The organism is Streptomyces sp. NPDC058257 (assembly GCF_042881845.1).
In the GTDB taxonomy this organism is placed as follows: Bacteria; Actinomycetota; Actinomycetes; order Streptomycetales; family Streptomycetaceae; genus Streptomyces.
Map to the genome: position 1 here is coordinate 296,796 of NZ_JBHVXJ010000005.1, position 18,683 is coordinate 315,478.

Consider the following 18,683-nt stretch of genomic DNA (forward strand, 5'->3'; position numbering starts at 1 on the left):
CCTAGCCCTGGAACCTGAGTACCGTCGTGAACTCCTCGGCGCCGTCGGCGAAACCGGTGCCGACCAGCGTGGTGGCGGGCTCCTTGCGTCCGAAGCCGGGGGAGTACCAGCCGAGCGGCGGGTCGCTCTCGCCGCGATGCGCCCGCCAGTTCAGCTGTCCGGGCAGGTAGAGCACCGCAGAGCGCTCCTCGCCGTCCCGGGTCCAGGTGAGCCGGGCCCGGTCTCTCTCCAGGTCCGCGGTGATGGCCGGGCCGAGGTGGAACGCCAGGCGCGCGGCCCGGCCGGGGCCGCGTATCTCGTCCACCACCCGCAACTCCTGCGCCGCGGCGTCCAGTTCCACCCGGCGGCGGTGCACGGAGTGCTGGTAACCGTCGTGCTCGCCGCACCAGCGGGCCACGCCCTCGTCGGATGCGTCCGCGACCAGGACCCGGCTGCGGGCATGACGGGTCCACAGGAACGGGCCGCCGGAGACGGACTGGTCACCGTCGTCCAGTTGCAGGGTGTTGTGGCCGAGGGTCGAGCGGAAGTACTGCCGCCACTCGGGCTGCCCGTGGTAGCAGAACGTCCCCGGGTCGGCCAGCACATCGACCCCGTCGTGCCGGACCTCCACGGACAGCGCGTCCGCGTGGGCATGCGCGGCGATGGACAGGAAACCGTGCGGACCACCGTCGCAGCGGCACCAGATCTCCCCCGGACCGCGCAGGATGGTCAAGCCCGCGTCGGCGAATTGGGAGGGCCGGCTCGCCGGGCGGGTCACGGCCGGCGCGGCTCCCTTGTCCGGGTACGGGCGGATGAGCGCGGCAAGCAGCGGGGTGCGCACGTCGGCGCCGGTCACCGCAGGCCACCAGGTGAGCCGGCCGAACACGGCGTTCCCGGTGGCAAGGAGCGAGGCCCAGCGGTCGGTGCCCGCGCCGTCCACGATCAGACCGTGCCCGTCGTCCGCGTCCCCTTGGCGCGGCGGCCGCAGACGGCCGTCCACGACGGCCGCGAGCGCGTCGGTCATCCGCAGCAGCACCAGATGGACGGACGCGGGGACCGGTACGCCGGCGGTGTCCGCCTCGGCCACCGCGGCCAGGCCGAGTTCGAGGACGAGTCCGTGATACTCGGTGGCCAGCTCGCGGTTGAGGCCGGAGGGGAAGGTGTTGCTCCGCAGGTGCCGCTCCAGGGAGCGCAGCGCACCGGCCCGCCAGCGCGCCGAGGAGGGGAACCACCCGAAGGCGCAGGCCGCCGCCAACTGACCGGCGGCTTCGGCGATGACGTGGTTGTTCGCCGAAGACCCCCGGCTGGGGAACGCGGCAAGCCAGCGCTGGTGGTGCCAGATCTGGTTCAGAGCCACCGGGTTGTCCTCGAAGAGACCGGCCGCGCCCGGCCAGCCGTCGAGCAGCCGGCGGATCCACACCCAGGACAGGAGCCGGATGCCCAGCTCGATGCCGCTGATCCAGTGCACGCCGCGCAGCGGTGGGTTGGCCGCCCACCACGACCGCAGATGCGCGGCCACTCGCTCGGCGTACCGCTCGTCCCCGGTGATCGCGTAAGCGGCGGCGAGCACGGTGAGGTACTGGTGCCGGGACGGCTCCCAGATCTGCTTGATGTCCCCGACCGCGTCCTCGTTGCGGTAGGGCACGTCGAAGGCGTAGCCCCACGGCGCACGGCGCCCGGTCTTCGGGTCGTACCACCAGTCAGGGTCGGCCAGGTCGTCGCGGGCCACCCCGAAGTACTCGGCGTGGCCGTCCATCAGCCGGTCCGCCTCGGCGATGAGGCGTTTCGCGGCGTCCGGTGGCACCGCGGCGAACGTCCCGGCGGGCAGTACCGCGGTGAACCGGGCGCCGGTCACGCTCGGGCAGTCGGGCGGCGCCGACCGCCGCCAGCGCCGCCTGCGCACCGCGTCGCCCACCCGGCCGCCGACCTCCCGCGGTTCCATCCGGGAAAGGCGTCGCAGGTACCACCCCGGACTCCCCGAGTTCACCGTCATCACGCCCCCGCCAACGTCACCGGCGCGCCGCCGGCCAGACCGGTCCGCACGGCGAGGGTGGCCGCCGTGGTGGCGACGAGGGACTCCAGCGGCACCGGCATCGGCCCGCCGGTCCGTACGGCCCTGATGAACGCGGCGAGCTCGGCGTTCTGGCCCTTGTCCCGGGCCTTCGGCAGCCGCGAACTCACCCACCGCTTCTGGCCGTACACCGACGAGCGGACGAAGTCGTCGAGCCGCAGCACCTTGCCGTCCGCGACGAGGTCAAGCGTCTCCTTGGGGAATCCGGGCGCGCCGGTGGTGACGTAGCTGATGGTGGCGGTGGACCCGTCCGGGTAGCGCAGCATGACCTGGAGGTCCTCGTTGCCGGACGTGGCGACCGCGTACACCGAGACCGGGTCGGCGTCGAGCAGCCAGCTCGCCGTGTCGATGAAGTGCCCGCCCTCGCCGGCGAACCGCGAGCCCTCGGTGCCTTGCTGGAGGTACCAGCTGCCGTGCCCGAGCTGGCCCGCGTTGATCAGATAGCGGAGGTTCGCCGGGCCGGTCCGGGCGCCGAACCGCGCCTTGGCCTCCCGCAGCAGCGGCGCGAACCGGCGGTTGAAGCCCACCTGCAGCCGGTCGTTGCCGGACTCCTCCACCGCCGCGAGCACCCCGGCGAGATCGTCCTCGGTGAGGGCCAGGGGCTTCTCCACGAACACCGACTTGCCGGCGAGCAGCGCCTTTCGGGTCAGTTCGGCGTGCGAGCTGTGCCGGGTGACCACGAACACCGCGTCGATGGACGCGTCGCCGAGCACGGCGTCGAGATCGGTGGTCGCCTCGGCGAAGCCGAACTTCCGCTGTGCGTTGGCCGCGGACAGTGCCGTCGTGGTGACGACGGCAGAGAGCTCGACGCCGTCGCGCTGTGCCAGGTGCGGAAGCAGCATCGACGTCGCGTAGTTCCCCGCGCCGACGAACGCGAGGCGCACCGGCGCCTTGGCGGACCGGGCGGGGGCGGACCGGGCCGCAGTGGACACTCGATCGCCGCGTCGCACCGCGGGCACGGCCACCGTCGGGGCGACCGCTTCCCCTGCTTCCCCCGCTTCCGCCGCGTGTTCGGGGTAGCGGAACAGTACGGCCACGGCCTTCAAGTCGCCGTCCTTCAGACGCTGGTACGTCTCGACGGCGTCATCGAAGTCGGCGACGTGGGAGACCAGGGGCTCCACGTCGACGAGGCCGCGGGCCGCGAGATCGAGGAAGCACGCCAGGTTGCGGCGCTCGGTCCAGCGCACGTAGCCGATCGGGTAGTCCCGCCCCTCGAGCTCGTACTCCGGGTCGTAGCGCCCGGGGCCGTAACTGCGGGAGAAGCGGACGTCGAGCTCCTTCTCGTAGTACGCGTTCCACGGCAGGTCCAGACGGCACTTGCCGATGTCGACGACCCGGCCGCGGTCCCGGCTCAGCCGGGCGGCCAGCTCGACGGGCTGATTGCTGCCGCCGCCCGCGGCCAGGTACACCTGGTCCACACCGTGACCGCCGGTGAGCTCGGCGACGTAGCTCTCCACGGCCGCGGAAGCGGGATCGCCGCAGGCCGCGGCGCCCAGCCGCTCGGCGAGCTCGCAGCGCGAGGGGTCGGGGTCGACCCCGACGACGCGCACCCCCGAGGCGGTGAGGAGCTGCACCACCAGCTGCCCGATCAGCCCGAGGCCGATGACGAGCGCCACCTCTCCGAGCTGTGGCTCGCCCTGGCGGACGCCCTGCATCGCGATCGACCCGACGGTGCCGAAGGCCGCGTGCCGCGGCGCGAGGCCGTCCGGCACCGGGGCGTAGAGGTTCTTCGGCACCCAGTTCAACTCGGCGTGCAACGCGTGCTCATTGCCGGCGCAGGCCACCAGGTCGCCGACCTTCACGTCGTCGATCCCGGTGCCGACCTGCTCGACCACCCCGCACAGCGAGTAGCCGAGCGGCGTGTAGGAGTCCAGCTTGCCCATCACCTTGCGGTAGGTGGCGGGCACCCCGTTGGTGGCCACGCTCTGCATGACCTTGGCCACCTGGTCCGGCCGGGAGCGGGCCTTGCCCACCATCGACATGCCGGCCTCGGAGACCTTCATGAGCTCGGTTCCGGTGGATATCAGCGAGTAGGCGCTGCGGACCAGGACGCCGTTCGGCTTGCACCCCGGCGCCGGTACGTCGAGCAGCGCCAGTTCGCCGCTCTTGTAGTTCTGCACAACCTGTTTCACCGGAGCTCCTCTTGTTTCCACGCCGTCCACGCCGTTCACGCCATCCACGTCGTCAAGCCGCTTGGCTCTGGCCGGAGCCAGAAGTCGCGCCGCGATACCAGTACTCAAGGGTCAGCACATGCCACAGATGCTTGGAGAAGTCCCGCTGTCCGGCTGCGTCCTCGGCGACCATGCGCGCAAGCGCGTCGCGGCGCAGGATCCCGGAATTGACGAGCACGCCGTCGTTCACCACCTCGCGCACCAGGGGTGCCAGATCCCGGCTCATCCAGGCGCGCAGCGGGGCGCTGAACAGACCCTTGGGCCGGTACACGATCTCCCGGGGCAGGATCGAGGTGGCCGCCTCCTTGAGCACGGCCTTGCCCTGCCGTCCGACGATCTTGCGATCGCCGGGCACGGCGAACGCCGCCTTGACCACCTCGACGTCCACGTACGGCACCCGCACCTCGGTCGAAGCGGCCATGCTGGAGCGGTCCGTGTAGGCGAGGTTGAGGCCCGGCAGGAACATCCGGGCGTCGCCGAGGCACATGCGGTTGACGAAGTCGTCGAGGTCGTTGTCCTGGTAGATGTCCGCATGCTCGGTCAGTACGTCGTCGACCGTCCCGGCCAGGTCCGGATTGACAAGGGCGAGCAGTTCGTCCTGGTCGTACATGGTGTAGCTGCGCCGGAACGCGGTCTCCTCCGGCAGGCCCGCGAAGGAGAGGAACCGCTTCGCGAAGCGCACCGACCGGTATCCCCGGCGGGCCGTGGCGACCGGCAGCCGGTCGACGGCCGATGACAGACCACGCCGCAGGGGCCCGGGGACGCGCTGGTAGCGCAGCGCGAGCACGTTGGCCAGGTGCTTGCGGTACCCGGCGAACAGCTCGTCGGCGCCCATCCCCGAGAGCATCACCTTGACCCCGGCGTCCCGGGCGGCCGAGCAGATCAGGAAGGTGTTGATCGCGGCGGGGTCGCCGATCGGTTCGTCCAGGCTGTACGTCATCTGGGGCAGCAGGTCGAGCACGTTCGGAGCGATCTCGATCTCACGCAGGTCGACGCCGAACTGCTCGGCCACCTGCCGGGCATAGCGCAGATCGTCCGGCATCGCCTCGAACTTGGCGTCCTCGGCGCGGAATCCGATCGTGTAGGCGGCGATTCCGGGTCGGTGGCGGGCCGCGAGCGCGGTCAGGTAGCTGGAGTCGAGGCCGCCGGAGAGGAAGGTCGCCACGGGTACGTCGGAGAGCAGGTGACGCCGGTTCGACTCCTCGACGATGGCCGCCAGATCCGGCTGCTCGCCGCTGCGGGCGCGCTCCCGGCCCTCGGCGGCGACGTCCCTGAGGTTCCAGTACTTGCCGCGCTCCACCCGGCCGTCGGGCCTGCACCGCAGCCAGCTCCCCGGCGGCAGCTTCTCCGCTTCGCGGAACGCGCAGCGCGAGTCCGGCACCCAGTAGTACAGCAGCGAGGCCACCAGAGCCGCGTGGTCCACCTCGAGGGACCCGCCGGTCACGGCGGCGAGCGCTTTGAGCTCGGAGGCGAACATCAGGCCCGTGCCGCGCCGGAGCAGGAACAGCGGCTTGATGCCGAGCTGGTCGCGGGCGAGCACCAGGTCACCGGTTCGCTCGTCGAAGATCCCGAACGCGAACATGCCGCGCAGCCGGGGCAGGCAGTCGGTGCCCCAGCGCCGCCAGGCCTCGAGGAGCACCTCGGTGTCGGAGGTACCGCGGAAGCGCACCCCGGAGGCCTCCAGCTCGGCACGCAGCTCGGGCGCGTTGTACAGCTCACCGTTGTACGTGAGGGCGAGGCCGCCCGAGACCATCGGCTGGGCGCCGGTCTCGGACAGGTCGATGATCGCCAACCTGCGGTGCCCGAGGTGTACTTCGCCCTCCCCGGTGGGGTGGCTGTAGCGTCCGGCCCCGTCCGGACCGCGGTGCGCGAGGGTTTCGGTGAGCCGGTCGGTCACGACCTTCCCGTCCGGCCATCGGTAAGTGCCTGCGATGCCACACATGTTCTACCGCGCTTCCTGGTCGCTGTCCGGGACTCGTACTGGCCACGACGGCGGCTCCGTCAGCAGCCGGCCCGTCCCGTCCTGCCGGGCAAGGCGTTCGTTGTGGCCGCGCAGCGCGGTGTGCAGCCCGTCCCACAGGGTGCCGTCGGTCCTGTCCCGCGGATCGGGGTCGATGAGCACCACACCGATCACCGGAACGAGCAGGTCTGCGAGTTGCCGCGCCACGGTGTGCAGCCATGCGCTGCTGCCGTGTCCGGCCCGCACGACGAGCACGGTCTGGGTACCGAGGTCCTGGAGGCCGGTCCACGCCGTGCCGGGCGCGACCGAGCCGACGCCGAGCCTGCGCACCTGACGCGGCACGGTCGCGGCACGGTCGACGCTGACCACGTCAGGGCCTCCCGCCTTCCGGCCGCGGTTGGCGCGCTCCAGGGCCGGCAGACCATCGACGACGACCACGGGACCCTCCTCCGCCAGCGCCCTGGCGAGGTCCAGGGCGATCACGCTCGTGCCGCGCGCACAGCCCAGTTCGAGGAGCGACACCGATTCCGCGGAGCCGCGCACGGTATGCACCAGGGTCGCGATGAGCCGTTCGCGTTCCGTCCGGGTCCGCCGGGGATGCCACAGCCCCGCCGACCGGTGGGGTGCGCGGCGCAGCTCCGCGATGACCGAGGCGCCCAGGTTCACTGCGATCTCCCGGCGCAGCACGGGGCGGTCCCTGACCACCGAGCCGACCGCGGCCACCGCGAGCCCGATGACGAGCCCGAGGACGGACCCGATCGCGGCGTTCGTGAGCGCGGCCATGGGCAGGGAGTGCTCCACCGCGCGCGGGGCGTCCACGATCTGCGTGCCGGCGATGATCCGGGGCGCACCCATGCTCGCCTCCTCGGCGCGCTGGTCGAAATCGGCGATCCGCGAGGTGAGTTCCGCCCGGCGGGCGAAGAGCGACTCGATGTCCGCCGATCCCTGCGGGTCGCTCTCCGGCTTTCTCCCGCCGATCGACTCGTTGACCCGGGCGAGGTCGCCCCGCATGCGGTCACGCTGGTCGCGCAGGGCCTTGGCCTCCGCCTTCGCGGCGTCCTGCATCCGCCGCACATGATCCGCGATGAACGCGTCCGCGAGCGCCTTGACCCGGGCCACCGCTTCCTCGTCGCTGTCACCCGTCGCATCGATCTGCAACAGGTTGTTGGTCAAGCCGGTCGCCCGGTAGTCCCGAATGAAGTCTTGCGGCAGTTCCGGGGAGTTGAGGGACTTCAAGGCCTTGTCCGCGATCCGCGTGGTCCGCAGCAGCTCCACATCGGTGCGGATCAGCGTTCCGGTGTCGTTCGGCTGGTCCTCCTGATGCGCGACAAGAACCTTGGCCACCGCGCTCGGCGGCGCGGGACGCAGGACCGCCACCACCGCGCCGGCCAGCAGCCCCAGCAGCGCCAGGGAGCACCAGAAGCGGCGGCGCCTGCGGATCGCCACCACAAGTGCCTGAAGGTCGAGGAGCGGAGAGGTTGTTGACGACTCCGCAGTCGTGCTCGTCGTCACACCGAATCTCCTGTCGCGTGGCCGTGCACCGCGAGCGCCGGAGCGGCGCCGTCCGCAGCACGGCCGGTCGGCTGCGCCGGACGGGCCCGGACGGCGCCGGCGACGACGATGCCGACGACCTCATGCCTGCCGTCCGCACACGCCTCGGCGATACCGGCGAGCTCTCCCGCGGTCCAGCTGCCCGCGCTGAGTACGACCAGGGCACCGGACTCGGTGTCGCGGTCCGGCACCACCGGCTGGGACACCGGGACTTCCACCACCCGCAGCACGGGATACCCCCTGCTCGAAGAGCCGGGGGAGTGATCGCTCGTCGCCTCGGCCACGAGCTGCCCGGCGGCCCGGCGGGCGACCTCGTCGCCGCCCGGTACGACAACCAGCAGCTGCCGGGCGGCCGGCAGCTGGGTCCGGAGCCGAGCGCACACCCGCCGGTAGCGGATCCGCCTCCCGGCCTCGTCGCCGGACGCCTGCGGGGTCGCTATGTCCCACCGGGTGTCGAGGCCGAGGAAATGGCGTATCCGAGCCCGCGGGCCACTGTCATTCGGCCGGTGCGCACGCCGTTCATCGAGCACGTCGACGGTGCCGATGAGCGCCGAGCCCAGCGCCGCGGCGATCTCCGGTTCGGTGCGCAGTCTGCGATTCGCCCGTGCGGCGGCGAGATGTCCGATGACCGCGAACAGGAAGAACAGCAGCGCCCCACCGGCGATGAGCTGCATTCGCGTCGGCGGCGCCTCGGCGGTGGGCAGGGCCGCGGGACCCATGACGACCATGCCGCCCTTGTCGCTCCCCGGGTCGGCCTGCTCCAGCTTCTGCATGGCCTCCTCCAGGGAGGTGCGCAACTTCTCGAGCGAGGTACGGGCCTCCACGCTCTCCACGGACTGACCCGGATCGGCCGCGTTGGCCAGGTCGGTGATGCGGCGGTTGGTCTCCGCCACCTTCTTCCGCAGCGCCTCGGGCTTCGTAGTCGCTTCGGGGGCGGCGCTGCCACTCGCGATCCGCGTGGAGAACGCGACGAATTCCTTGGCCATGCGGTCGGAGAGCTGCTGAGCGCGCTTCGGGGTTTCGGCCGTGCCCGAGATGTTGATGATGTTTCCCTCGGTGGCCTTGGCGCTCACTTGGCTCCGCAACTCGCTGCCGCCGCCCGACCAGTTGAGCGTGCCAGCCGTGCGGTCGACCACCTCCGAACTGGTCGCGATCTGCGCCTGAGTCAGCAGCTCGCGCTCCTCCCACTGCCCCGGCAGAAGTACCGATGCCGACGCCGTGTAGCGCGCAGGAAACAGCACCGAGGCGCCGTAGCCGACGAGCGCGCCCAGCACCACGAGGGTGGCGAGAAGCCGCCAGCGCCGATGGAGAATACGCCCGATCGTGGCCAGGCGTATCGGGTCCTCGCTCAACGGCGCGGCCTCTTCCCCGTCCGGACCGGGCCACCCGCCGACACCGCGGTGCGCTCACCGCAGGCGACGGCGTACGCGGCGAGCAGCGACGCCTGCGAGTTCTGCCAGGAGAGCTGACCGCCGATCCGCTCCTGGCCGATCTTGCCCATCCGGGCCCGCTTCTCCGGATCGTCCATGAGCAGCGCGATGAGCTCGGCGAACGCGGCCTCGTCGTTGGCGGGCGCGTACACCGCGGCGTCACCGGCGGAGACTCGCGCCTCCCGGAGGTCGAACGAGACGATCGGCCGGCCCATCGCCATGTACTCAAGGACCTTGTTCATGGTCGACACGTCGTTGAGCGGGTTACGCGGGTCGGGGGAGAGGCATACGTCCGCGGTGGACAGGTAGCGCACCAGGTCGGCGTCCGGAATGCGCCCGGTGAACTGCACCTGCTCGCAGAGCCCGAGCCGCTTGGACAGCTCCACCATCGCGTCGAAGGCGTCGCCTGAGCCGACGAACACCGCGTGCCAGTCGGTCCGCCCGAGCTCGTCGCGCAGTTTCGCCAGGGCCCGCAAGGCGTAGTCGACACCGTCCTGGGGCCCCATCACGCCGAGGTAGCACAGCAGATGAGGCTTGCCGCGCTTCAACTCCGGTTCGGGCGGCACGGGTTGGAACCGATCGATCTGGGGCGCGCTGCGCACCACGAAGACGTCCTGGGGCCGCCGGCCGCCACGGCGTACCGCGACGTCCCGGTAGCTCTCGTTCGTGGCGAGCACGATGTCGGCGGCCCGGTAGGTCATCCGCTCAAGCGCGCACACCGCGCGGTAGAGCAGGTCTTCGCCGCGGTCGAACCGGGAGAGGTACAGCTCGGGCACCAGGTCGTGCTGGTCGAAGATGAACCGCGCACCGCGCCGCTTCAGCCACAGCGCCGGCAGGAACAGCAGGTCGGGCGGGTTGCAGGCGTGGACCACGTCGACCGGGCCGACCTTCCGGGCCAGGCGGACCGTGTGCCACAACGCCGATCCGTACTCCCGCAGATAGCCGGCGGGTCCTCCGGTGGCCGCGCGCAACGGGTAGCGGTGGATGGCCACCCCGTCGATCTCCGCCTCCGCCTCCGTGTCCCGCTTACTGCCTTGGGGGCAGATGACGTGCACGTTCCAGCCCGCGTCGCGCAGAGTCGTGCACTCCTGCCACACCCGCCGGTCGAACGGCACCGACAGGTTCTCCACCAGGATCAGCGCGCGCCGGTTCGACCGGTCGCCGCCTGTTGCGTTACCAAGCAAGGCCCACGTACCCCGGTTCGGTCCGGCGCGTCTCGGCGTCGGGAAGATGGATGAGGTCGACGATCACCGGTGTTTCGCCATGGGGCAGTGCCGAAAGGACGGCCGGCTCCTTGGTCCCGACCAGGCACACCTCGGAGTGCTGGAGCACCTCGTCGACGGAGTCGGCGAGCAGCTGCGCGAGGTGCGGAAGCCGGGTCTCGATGTACTCGCGGTTCGCGCCGAGCAGCCGGGAGAGGTTCACGTTGGGGTCGTAGATCCGCAGGTCGTACCCCTTGCCGAAGAGCCTCTCCGCGAGCTCTACGAGCGGGCTTTCCCGCAGGTCGTCGGTGCCGGGTTTGAAGGAGAGACCGAACATGCCCACCCGGCGCTTGCCGGTGCGCTCCACCAGCTCCACCGCGCGCTGCAGATGGTCGGCGTTGGAGGGCAGTACGTGGGAGAGGATGGGCACCGAGATGTCGGCCCGCTGCGCCGCGTGGACCAGGCTGCGCAGGTCCTTGGGCAGGCAGGAGCCGCCGAAGGCGAAGCCGGGCCGCAGGTACGCGGCGCTGATGTTCAGTTTGCGGTCGGCCAGGAAGACGTCCATCACCTGGTGCGAGTCCACCCCGAGCGCCTGGCACACCGCGCCCAGTTCGTTCGCGAAGCCGATCTTGAGGCCGTGGAACGCGTTGTCCGCGTACTTGATCGCCTCGGCCGTCGGGATCGGCACCCGGAACACCTCGCCGGGCAAGCTGTCGTACAGCGCCGCCACCGCGTCGCCGCTCGCCGGGTCGATCTCGCCGACGACGGTCTTGGGCGGGTCGAAGAAGTCCCGCACGCTCGTGCCCTCGCGCAGGAACTCCGGATTGACCGCGACCCCGAAGTCCACCCCGGCCGTGCCGCCGACGTGCTTCTCCAGGATCGGCACAAGCAGGTTCAGGCAGGTGCCCGGCAGCATCGTGCTGCGGAACACGACGGTCTGCCGCCCGCCCCGCTCGGCCAGCGCGTCGCCTATCTCCTCGGTGACGCGCTCCAAGTACGTGGTGCACAGGCTGCCGTTGGGCTCCGACGGTGTGCCGACGCAGATCAGCGACACCTCACTTTCCATGATCGCCTCGTGGACGTCGCCGGTGGCGCGTAACGCCCCGGTCCGCACGACCTCGGCGATGAGCTCGCCTATCCGCTCCTCGACCACCGGGGCCTTGCCGTCGTTGACCAGGTCGACCTTCACCTGGTTGACGTCCACCCCGATGACCTCGTGACCCATGCTGGCCAGGCACGCGGCCGATACACAGCCCACGTAGCCGAGCCCGAAAACGCTGACTCTCATGCCCCGTCCCTCCCCCCCGGGCAGGCCCTTGCGGCCTGCCTTCGCCGCTTCGGCCGGACGCCGAACTCCGTGCATCAGTAGGCCCCCTGGCCGTAGAGCACCGCACGCAGCGTCTTCCACAAGATCACTGTGTCCAGGGCGAGCGACCAGTCCTCCACGTACCGCAGGTCGAGGCGGATCGCCTCTTCCCACGGCAGGTCGCTGCGTCCGCTGATCTGCCACAGGCCGGTGAGCCCGGGCTTGACGAGGAGACGCCGCCGGATGTCCGGGTCGTAGGCGGCCGACTCCTCCGGCAACGGGGGCCGCGGACCGACGAGCGACATCGATCCGATGAGTACGTTGAAAAGCTGCGGGAGCTCGTCGATCGAGTACCGGCGCAGTACCGCTCCCACCCGGGTCACCCGCGGATCCCGGCGGAGCTTGAACAGCAGCCCCGCACCCTCGTTGCGGTCGGCCAGCGCGGCGCGTGCCCCGTCGGCCCCGGCGGCCATGGTGCGGAACTTGAAGATGGTGAACTCGTGGCCGTCCTTGCCGACTCTGCGCTGGCGGTACAACGCCCCACCCCGGCTCTCCGCCAGGACGAGCAGTGCGACGAGCACCATCAGCGGCGCGAAGAGCACCAGCAGGATCACCGCGCCGAGACGGTCGACGACCCCTTTGATCGCCCGGCGGCCCCCGGTGAAGGTCGGCATGCTGACCCGCAGGAGCGGGATCCCGAGCACCGCGTCGACGTGCAGCCGCGGTCCCGCGACCTCCATGAGGACGGGGGCCACGATCATCTCCGCGTCGCTGCCTTCGAGGTTCCAGGCAAGGCGCTGCAGCCGGTCCGGTGACCAGTGCGGGTCCGGTGTGAGCGCGACGACACGGTAGCCGTCGCGGCGTACGTGGCCCGCGACGTCCGTCAGCCGGCCGACGACCGGCACGCCGTCCAGTTGGTCACCGTCGAGCCCGAGTCCGTCCGTCGTGCACACGGCATCCACTTGCCAGCCGAGGTGCGGGAACTTACGGGTCCTGGAGATCAGGTCGTGCACGGTGTCCAGGCTCCCGGCGGCCAGCACCGGTCGCAGGCACCGGCCTTCCTTCCGCTGTTTGTGCAGCCAAAGACGGAGCAGATACCGCGCGGTCATGGTGACGATCGCGATCGCGGGGATCGCGACGAAGATCCAAAGCTTGATGTTGCGCGAGGTGAGAGCGATCCCGCCGAGCGCCAGTACGACGACCGCCGTGAACAGTGAGCGTCCGAGTCTGCGGAACTCCTCGGCGCCCTGGCCGAGCACGGGCGGTGCCCACGCCCGGCTTACCGCGAGCGCTCCGAGCACGAGAAACTCGGTGCCGAACGCGAGAATCGTCCACTTCTCGTGCCAGTTGGCCGCGTCCCGGGCCCCGAAGAAGTTGCCGATCGCCATCACCACAAAGGCGGTGGTCACGGTATCGCTGGTGATCACGGCGCGGCGATACCGCTGTTCCCAGTTGGTCGCGGGCTGGCCGATTGTCCCCTTCGTCAAAGGTGCTGACGGAAATGGGCTCGCTAACTCCCCCTGCTGCACAGAACCCCCCCAGGTCGCCAGTGGTTCGACGTGTTCGCCGAACACTGTTTCGCGGGAGACCCCCGCCCCCCGCACTGCACTGTTCCCCCACGGGAGGCCCCCGCCTCCGCGCATGACATGCCGGCTACTTCAGCGTTACTCGAACAACCCGCCCTGGCGGCAGCGGACTCGCATGTCCTGCCAGGCCCCCGAGGTGCGCGAGAACCCGTCGAGACCCTCGGGTGTTCCCCAGTACCCAAGGCCCCCGTTCGGGCTTCAAGGATTGATCCCCCCACGTCTGGTGCCGGGGACACGATTACTGGCTTTCCCGACACCGGACCTATAGATCATCATTCGTCGCTTCATGTCCGAACTGCTGAAGCACGGTCAATTTAGACCATCGAGATCAGTGTGTAGAGGGTCTGTGTGGAATTTGTGCTGAACTGTTGAGACTGGGTCGATCGACCGATGGCGGCCCACGGGTGCCTCGGCGCGGAAAGCGTGCCTTGTGAGCTGTGATGATGAGACTTCGCCGGGCTGTCGGCACCGGAAATTCCAAAGTGTCCAGGCGCTGATAACTAGGCCGGAAACAGGCCATGCCGACCCGTCCGGCAACCCGGACTCCTGCCGCTGTGGTACAGGGAGCCTGTGAGCAGGGGTAGTTGGTCCGAACGGATGTCCGCGTACTCGGCTGTCGGTCAGCTGTGCCGGGGAAGCCAGACGGGAGCGCCGCTGCCGCGGGGGACCAGGATGTCGCGGAAGCGGCCGGGGGTCCTGGACATGATCACCTGGTCGGTCACTCCCTGGTAGTGGCCGCAAGGGGTGTCGGCGGTGAAGGTGTCCGGGTCGAGGTAGGTGTGCGGGGAGCCGGGGTCGGGGGCGAGGGCGGTATTCCGGGCGTAGGCGCGGTCGAAGACGCCGAGGCTCAGGATCCAGGCGGCGATGCGGGTGAGGCTGAGGGTGACGCGGTAGCTGCCGCCGTCGGTGGCGCGGCGCATCAGGGCGGCGAGCGCGCCGGTGGTGGCCAGCCAGGACAGGACGTAGTCGTTGACGACACTGATGTACGGCAGGCCCGGCGTGCTGGTCGGCCCGGCCGTGACGCCGTCCTCGCCCTCCATCAGCATGATGCCGCTGAGCGCCCCGGCGGTCTGGTCGAAGCCGACGCGGTGCGCCCACGGGCCGCTCTCACCGGCGAGGGAGAGGCTGACGTGGATGATGCCGGGGCGGATCGCCGCGGCCTGTTCGGCACTCAGGCCGATCTTCTCCAGGTAGCCGGGGCGGCGGTTGGCGTAGAAGAGGTCGGCGTCACGCAGCAGTTGGTGGATCCGTGCCTGCCCTTGGGGGCCGTACGGGTCGATGGTGGTGGAGCGGACGCCGACGTTGGCGCTGTTGTACGTGGAGTCGTGCTCCAGCTCGCCCGGCCGCCAGATGTTCAGCACGTCCGCACCGTGCTGGGCGAGATCGCGGCCGACGCCGGCGCCCGCGATGATGTGGCCCATGCCCAGGGCGCGTACGCCCGAGAGCGGCTGGTCGGCGGCGCAGGTGAGGGGTTCGGGCTCGCTGTCGCCGATCTTCTCGATCTTGATGAGCGGTTCGCCGGCGATGTGCTCGTACGCCGGTTCCCTGAGGAATTCCTCGGTGGTGCGCAGCATGGGCATCACCACGCCGATCTCGTCGCCGGCCTGCTCCAGGTCGGCGGCGTCCCACTTGGCGACCGCGTCCGCTACGGCCTGCTTCTCGGGCCAGGTGCGCAGGAGCTTGTAGACGGCGTTCTTGATCTTCGGGTAGGGGTTGAGCGGCATGACCCAGCGGCCGTCGCGTGTCTGGTAGAAGTCGAAGCCGAGCGGGTTCGCCGGATCCGATGGGGTGCCGCCCGGGAAACCGTTGAGCAGTTCCCACTTCTTGTCGTAGAAGGGGCAGAGCCGGTGCGGGGCCTTGCGCAGGTCCATGGCGATGTCCTGGCCTTCGCCGCCGCGTTGCCGCCAGAGTGCCGCCAGGGCGACGGACTTGGCGGTCATGCCCAGGGCGGGGACGGCGCCGAGCCGCATGATGCTCGGGACGATCGGGTCGCTGCCGATGAAGGTGATCCCTCCGCCGCCGTCCTGGGGGTGGAGGCCGACCGAGGCGAGCACGTCGCGCAGGGCCTGGTGGATGTCGAAGCCCTCGTCGTGGGAGAGCGGGTGGGCGATGGCCTGCTGGATGCGGGCGGTGAGTTCTTCGGCGCTCATGGATGCTGCCGCCTTTGCGTGGTGAGGATGCCGGGGGGAGCTGGACCCGGGCAGCGGTCGCGCGGCGCGTCCCGGGACGTCGGCTCAGGCGTCGGCGGTCTCACCGGGGGCCCGCAGGGGAGCGAGCTGCTGGCGGCGGGGGCGCGACCGTACTAGTTGTATTGTGCAACGCAAGCGTAATCCCGGGCTGCCGGTGACGCAAAATGCGACTCGCGATGCGTGTGTGATGTGTGTGGCGGGTGATGACGGCTGGCTGGGCGGCGTCGGCTTGCCGGACGACTCGGATGACCTGGGTGGCCCGGATGACCTGGGTGGCCCGGATGACCCGGGTGGCCCGGATGACCCGGGTGACCCGGACGACGAGGACCGGTGGTGGCCCGCCGACAACGGGATCGTGTGGCGCCGCCGGAGGTCGTAACGTGCGCATGGCAGGCCCATGACGGCGTCGTTGCGACATGGTGGCGCTCAACACGTGTGTCTTGAACGGAGTTTGGCGCCGGGATAGCTTCGGTGGCATGTGGATCTGCGGGCGGTTTCGGAAGCGACGGGCCATCGATCTGATGCGCGTCGCCACCGCGGTGTGTAGCTGACCACTCCTCGGCCTCTGCGCCGAGCCGGGCCGCTCTCAAGGCCCTGCCGCACCGCACCGCACTGCGGTGCACTGCACTGCACTGCACTGCACCGCACCGCGCAGCTGCATACGGCGCTCAGATCGTCCGAGCAGTACTTACTGGGCACCGCCGTCGCACCGACCGGCATCCGCCGCGCCGGTCCGGTCACCGTCCGCACAGCGATCGGAAGCTTTGATGAGCCCGGAATTCCTCTGGTACATCCCGAACACCGTCCAGGCCGGTCACCGCGGTGACGACACGACATCCGGCTGGGGGTCCATCGAGTACTCGACCGAACTCGCCCGGACGGCGGAGGACCATGGCTGGGGCGGCGCGCTGATCGGCACCGGTTGGGGGCGCCCGGACACCTTCACCGTCGCCACCGCCCTGGCCGCGCGCACCACGACGTTCAAGCCCCTGATCGCCGTCCGCCCCGGTTACTGGCAGCCCGCTCACTTCGCCGGCGCGGCCGCCACGCTCGACCAGCTCAGCCGTGGCCGCGTCCTGGTCAACATCGTCAGCGGCGTGGACAGCCCGGCCGCCTACGGTGACACCAATGTCGATCCCACCGCGCGCTATGCCCGCACCCAGGAGTTCCTGCACCTTGTGCGGCGCCTGTGGACCGAGGAGAACGTCACGTTCCAGGGCGAGCACTTCCACGTCACCGGCTCGACGGTCAGCCCGCGCCCCTACGCCAGCGGCGAGCGGGCGCACCCGACGCTCTACTTCGGCGGCGCGTCCGAGGCGGCCGAACGCGTCTCGGCGGCGGAGGCCGACGTCCAGCTCTTCTGGGGCGAGCCGCTTGAGGGAATCGCCGAGCGCATCGCACGCCTGAAGGCGCTGAGCGAGCAATCGGGGCGCCGTCATGAGCCGTTGGAGTACGGGCTGCGGATCACCACCGTGGTGCGCGACACCACCGAGGAGGCGTGGCGCGCGGCGCAGGAGAAGGTCGCCAAGATGGCGGCCGACTCCGGCGAGATCGGCACATGGATGGGTAACCGCAGGACAGCGGTCGGCCAACGGCGGCTCCTGGACCTGGCCGAGCGCGGGGAGGTCCTCGACACCTGCCTCTACACCGCACCGGGCAGGTTCGGTGGTGGGGGAGCGGGGACCACGTGGCTCGTCGGTTCGCCAGACGACGTGGCTGCGGCGCTCGACGCCTACCGGGCGCTCGGCGTCACGCACTTCGTGCTGTCCGACACGCCGTACAAGGAGGAGACCCGCCGGATCGGCGACCAACTGTTGCCCAGGCTGCGATAACACCACATCGCGCGGACGAGAACGACCATTCTTGTCAAACGCCCATTCTTGTCATCGGCGAGTGGTGAGTCCGATCAGCGCGGCGAGGCCTGCCAGGACGGCGACGCTGGTGAGGGCGATGGGGAGGGTGAACCAGTCGGCCATGAAGCCGATGGCGGGCGGTCCGAGGAGCATGCCGCCGTAGCCGAGGGTGGAGGCGGTGGCGACGCCGCTGGGCCCGGCGAGTGCGCCGGCGCGTTCGACGGCGACGGGGAAGATGTTGGCGAGTCCGAGTCCGGTGACGGCGAAGCCGATGAGGGCGAGCCAGACGGTGGGGGCGAGTGCGCCGAGGAGCATGCCGGCGGCGGCGGTGGTGCCGCCGACGACGAGGATGGGGGTCTGGCCGAGCCGTTCGAGCAGGGTGGTTCCGCTGAGCCGGCCGATGGTCATGGCGAGCGCGAAGCAGGAGTAGCCGGCGGCGGCGATGCCGGGGGTGGCGGCCAGGTCCTGCTCGAGGTGGAGGGCGCCCCAGTCGGCGAGTGCGCCTTCGCCGAAGGCGGTGCAGAGGGCGATGAGGCCGAAGACGATCACTATGCGGCGGGTATGGGTGTCCAGGCGCCGCGGGGTGCCGTCCGCGCCGTCGGTGTCACTCGGTCGCGCGGGCGGTTCGAGGCGCAGGAGTACGCGTCCCGTGACGGCGGTGACGAGCAGGCCGATCGCGGTGAGGCCGAGCAGGTGGCGGGTGGGGGACAGGGAGCCCGCGATGAGTCCGCCGAGCCCGGCGCCGGCCATGCCGCCGAGGCTGAACGCGGCGTGGAAGCTCGGCATGATCGGGCGCCGCAGGGCGGCCACGAGGTCGACGGCGGCGCTGTTCATCGCCACGTTGATCCCGCCGTAGGCGGCCCCGAACACCAGGAGTACGAGCCCGAGCGCGAGTGCCGAATGCGTCAGTGGCGGCAGCGCGATGCTCAGCGCAAGCAGCACCCCGCAGGCCACGGTCACCGGATGACTGCCGAAGCGGCGGCAGAGCCGACCGGTGAGCGTCATCGTGATCACGGCACCGGCGGAGACGCCGAGCAGCGCGAGGCCGAGATCGCTCGCTGACGCACCGGTCTGTTCCTTGATGGCGGGGATACGGACGACCCATCCGGCGAAGACGAAGCCGTCGAGCGCGAAGAAGACGGTGAGCGCGACACGGAGCCGGACAAGGCTCGGGGGAGTGGCCCGCGACGCTGCGGACGTGGTTTTGTTTAGTAGCGGCACAAAATCAGAGTAGAGGTGCGCACCCGTGGCGTACAAGACAGTTCCTGTGAGGCGGCGGTCACCGGTGGGCGGAAGGTTCACGTGGGACGGCAGGGGAAGGGCAGTGAAAGAGCGGTGCACCAGCAGATGACGACTGAACGGCGAGGCGGCGTACGGATCATGGG

The 18,683-nt window shown here is 70.5% G+C and carries 11 protein-coding genes; 1 reads left to right on the forward strand and 10 read right to left on the reverse strand.

Going from position 1 to position 18,683, the window contains the following annotated elements; translation table 11 throughout:
• Nucleotide 1: 1 nt before the first annotated feature.
• From ACFVXC_RS16255 to ACFVXC_RS16295, 9 genes are all read right to left on the reverse strand, one after another.
• Complete coding sequence (locus ACFVXC_RS16255; protein ID WP_389905785.1) at nt 2-1,972, reverse strand: alginate lyase family protein; 1,971 nt, start codon at nt 1,970-1,972, stop codon at nt 2-4.
• A complete protein-coding gene (locus ACFVXC_RS16260) occupies nt 1,972-4,182 on the reverse strand; it encodes a bi-domain-containing oxidoreductase (protein ID WP_389905787.1) in 2,211 nt (736 codons plus the stop codon). The genes ACFVXC_RS16255 and ACFVXC_RS16260 overlap by 1 nt, the downstream gene beginning before the upstream one ends.
• Nucleotides 4,183-4,234: 52 nt before the next feature.
• Nucleotides 4,235-6,163, reverse strand: a complete 1,929-nt coding sequence (gene asnB / locus ACFVXC_RS16265; protein WP_389905789.1) for an asparagine synthase (glutamine-hydrolyzing) — start codon at nt 6,161-6,163, stop codon at nt 4,235-4,237.
• A 3-nt stretch (nt 6,164-6,166) separates the two neighbouring features.
• The gene (locus ACFVXC_RS16270; RefSeq protein ID WP_389905791.1) at nt 6,167-7,693 is read right to left on the reverse strand and encodes a Wzz/FepE/Etk N-terminal domain-containing protein; all 1,527 of its coding nucleotides are present in this window, start codon (nt 7,691-7,693) and stop codon (nt 6,167-6,169) included.
• Complete coding sequence (locus tag ACFVXC_RS16275) at nt 7,690-9,084, reverse strand: polysaccharide biosynthesis protein (protein WP_389905793.1); 1,395 nt, start codon at nt 9,082-9,084, stop codon at nt 7,690-7,692. The genes ACFVXC_RS16270 and ACFVXC_RS16275 overlap by 4 nt, the downstream gene beginning before the upstream one ends.
• The gene (locus ACFVXC_RS16280) at nt 9,081-10,346 is read right to left on the reverse strand and encodes a glycosyltransferase family 4 protein (RefSeq protein ID WP_389905795.1); all 1,266 of its coding nucleotides are present in this window, start codon (nt 10,344-10,346) and stop codon (nt 9,081-9,083) included. The genes ACFVXC_RS16275 and ACFVXC_RS16280 overlap by 4 nt, the downstream gene beginning before the upstream one ends.
• On the reverse strand, nt 10,336-11,652 hold the full coding sequence (locus ACFVXC_RS16285) for a nucleotide sugar dehydrogenase (RefSeq protein WP_389905797.1): 1,317 nt from the start codon (nt 11,650-11,652) through the stop codon (nt 10,336-10,338). Before ACFVXC_RS16285 ends, ACFVXC_RS16280 begins: the two co-directional genes overlap by 11 nt.
• A 74-nt stretch (nt 11,653-11,726) precedes the next feature.
• Nucleotides 11,727-13,199, reverse strand: a complete 1,473-nt coding sequence (locus tag ACFVXC_RS16290) for a sugar transferase (RefSeq protein WP_389905799.1) — start codon at nt 13,197-13,199, stop codon at nt 11,727-11,729.
• Between the two features lie 677 nt (nt 13,200-13,876).
• Entirely contained in the window at nt 13,877-15,406 is a 1,530-nt protein-coding gene (locus ACFVXC_RS16295; protein ID WP_389905800.1) for a CoA transferase, read from the reverse strand.
• An 806-nt stretch (nt 15,407-16,212) separates the two neighbouring features.
• Here ACFVXC_RS16295 and ACFVXC_RS16300 point away from each other — a divergent pair.
• On the forward strand, nt 16,213-17,277 hold the full coding sequence (locus ACFVXC_RS16300; RefSeq protein ID WP_389905802.1) for an LLM class flavin-dependent oxidoreductase: 1,065 nt from the start codon (nt 16,213-16,215) through the stop codon (nt 17,275-17,277).
• Nucleotides 17,278-17,328: 51 nt separating this feature from the next.
• On the opposite strand, the gene ACFVXC_RS16305 is transcribed toward ACFVXC_RS16300, so the two are convergent.
• Nucleotides 17,329-18,519 carry an MFS transporter gene (locus ACFVXC_RS16305; RefSeq protein ID WP_389905803.1) on the reverse strand — a complete coding sequence of 397 codons (1,191 nt, stop codon included), beginning with the start codon at nt 18,517-18,519 and terminating at the stop codon, nt 17,329-17,331.
• Nucleotides 18,520-18,683: the final 164 nt, after the last annotated feature.

Bases quoted from the DNA above. Each gene is read 5' to 3' on its own strand.
- ACFVXC_RS16255 (WP_389905785.1), bottom strand. From the start codon at position 1,972: ATGACGGTGAACTCGGGGAGTCCGGGGTGGTACCTGCGACGCCTTTCC.
- asnB (WP_389905789.1), bottom strand. From the start codon at position 6,163: ATGTGTGGCATCGCAGGCACTTACCGATGGCCGGACGGGAAGGTCGTG.
- ACFVXC_RS16285 (WP_389905797.1), bottom strand. From the start codon at position 11,652: ATGAGAGTCAGCGTTTTCGGGCTCGGCTACGTGGGCTGTGTATCGGCC.
- ACFVXC_RS16295 (WP_389905800.1), bottom strand. From the start codon at position 15,406: ATGAGCGCCGAAGAACTCACCGCCCGCATCCAGCAGGCCATCGCCCAC.
- ACFVXC_RS16300 (WP_389905802.1), top strand. From the start codon at position 16,213: ATGAGCCCGGAATTCCTCTGGTACATCCCGAACACCGTCCAGGCCGGT.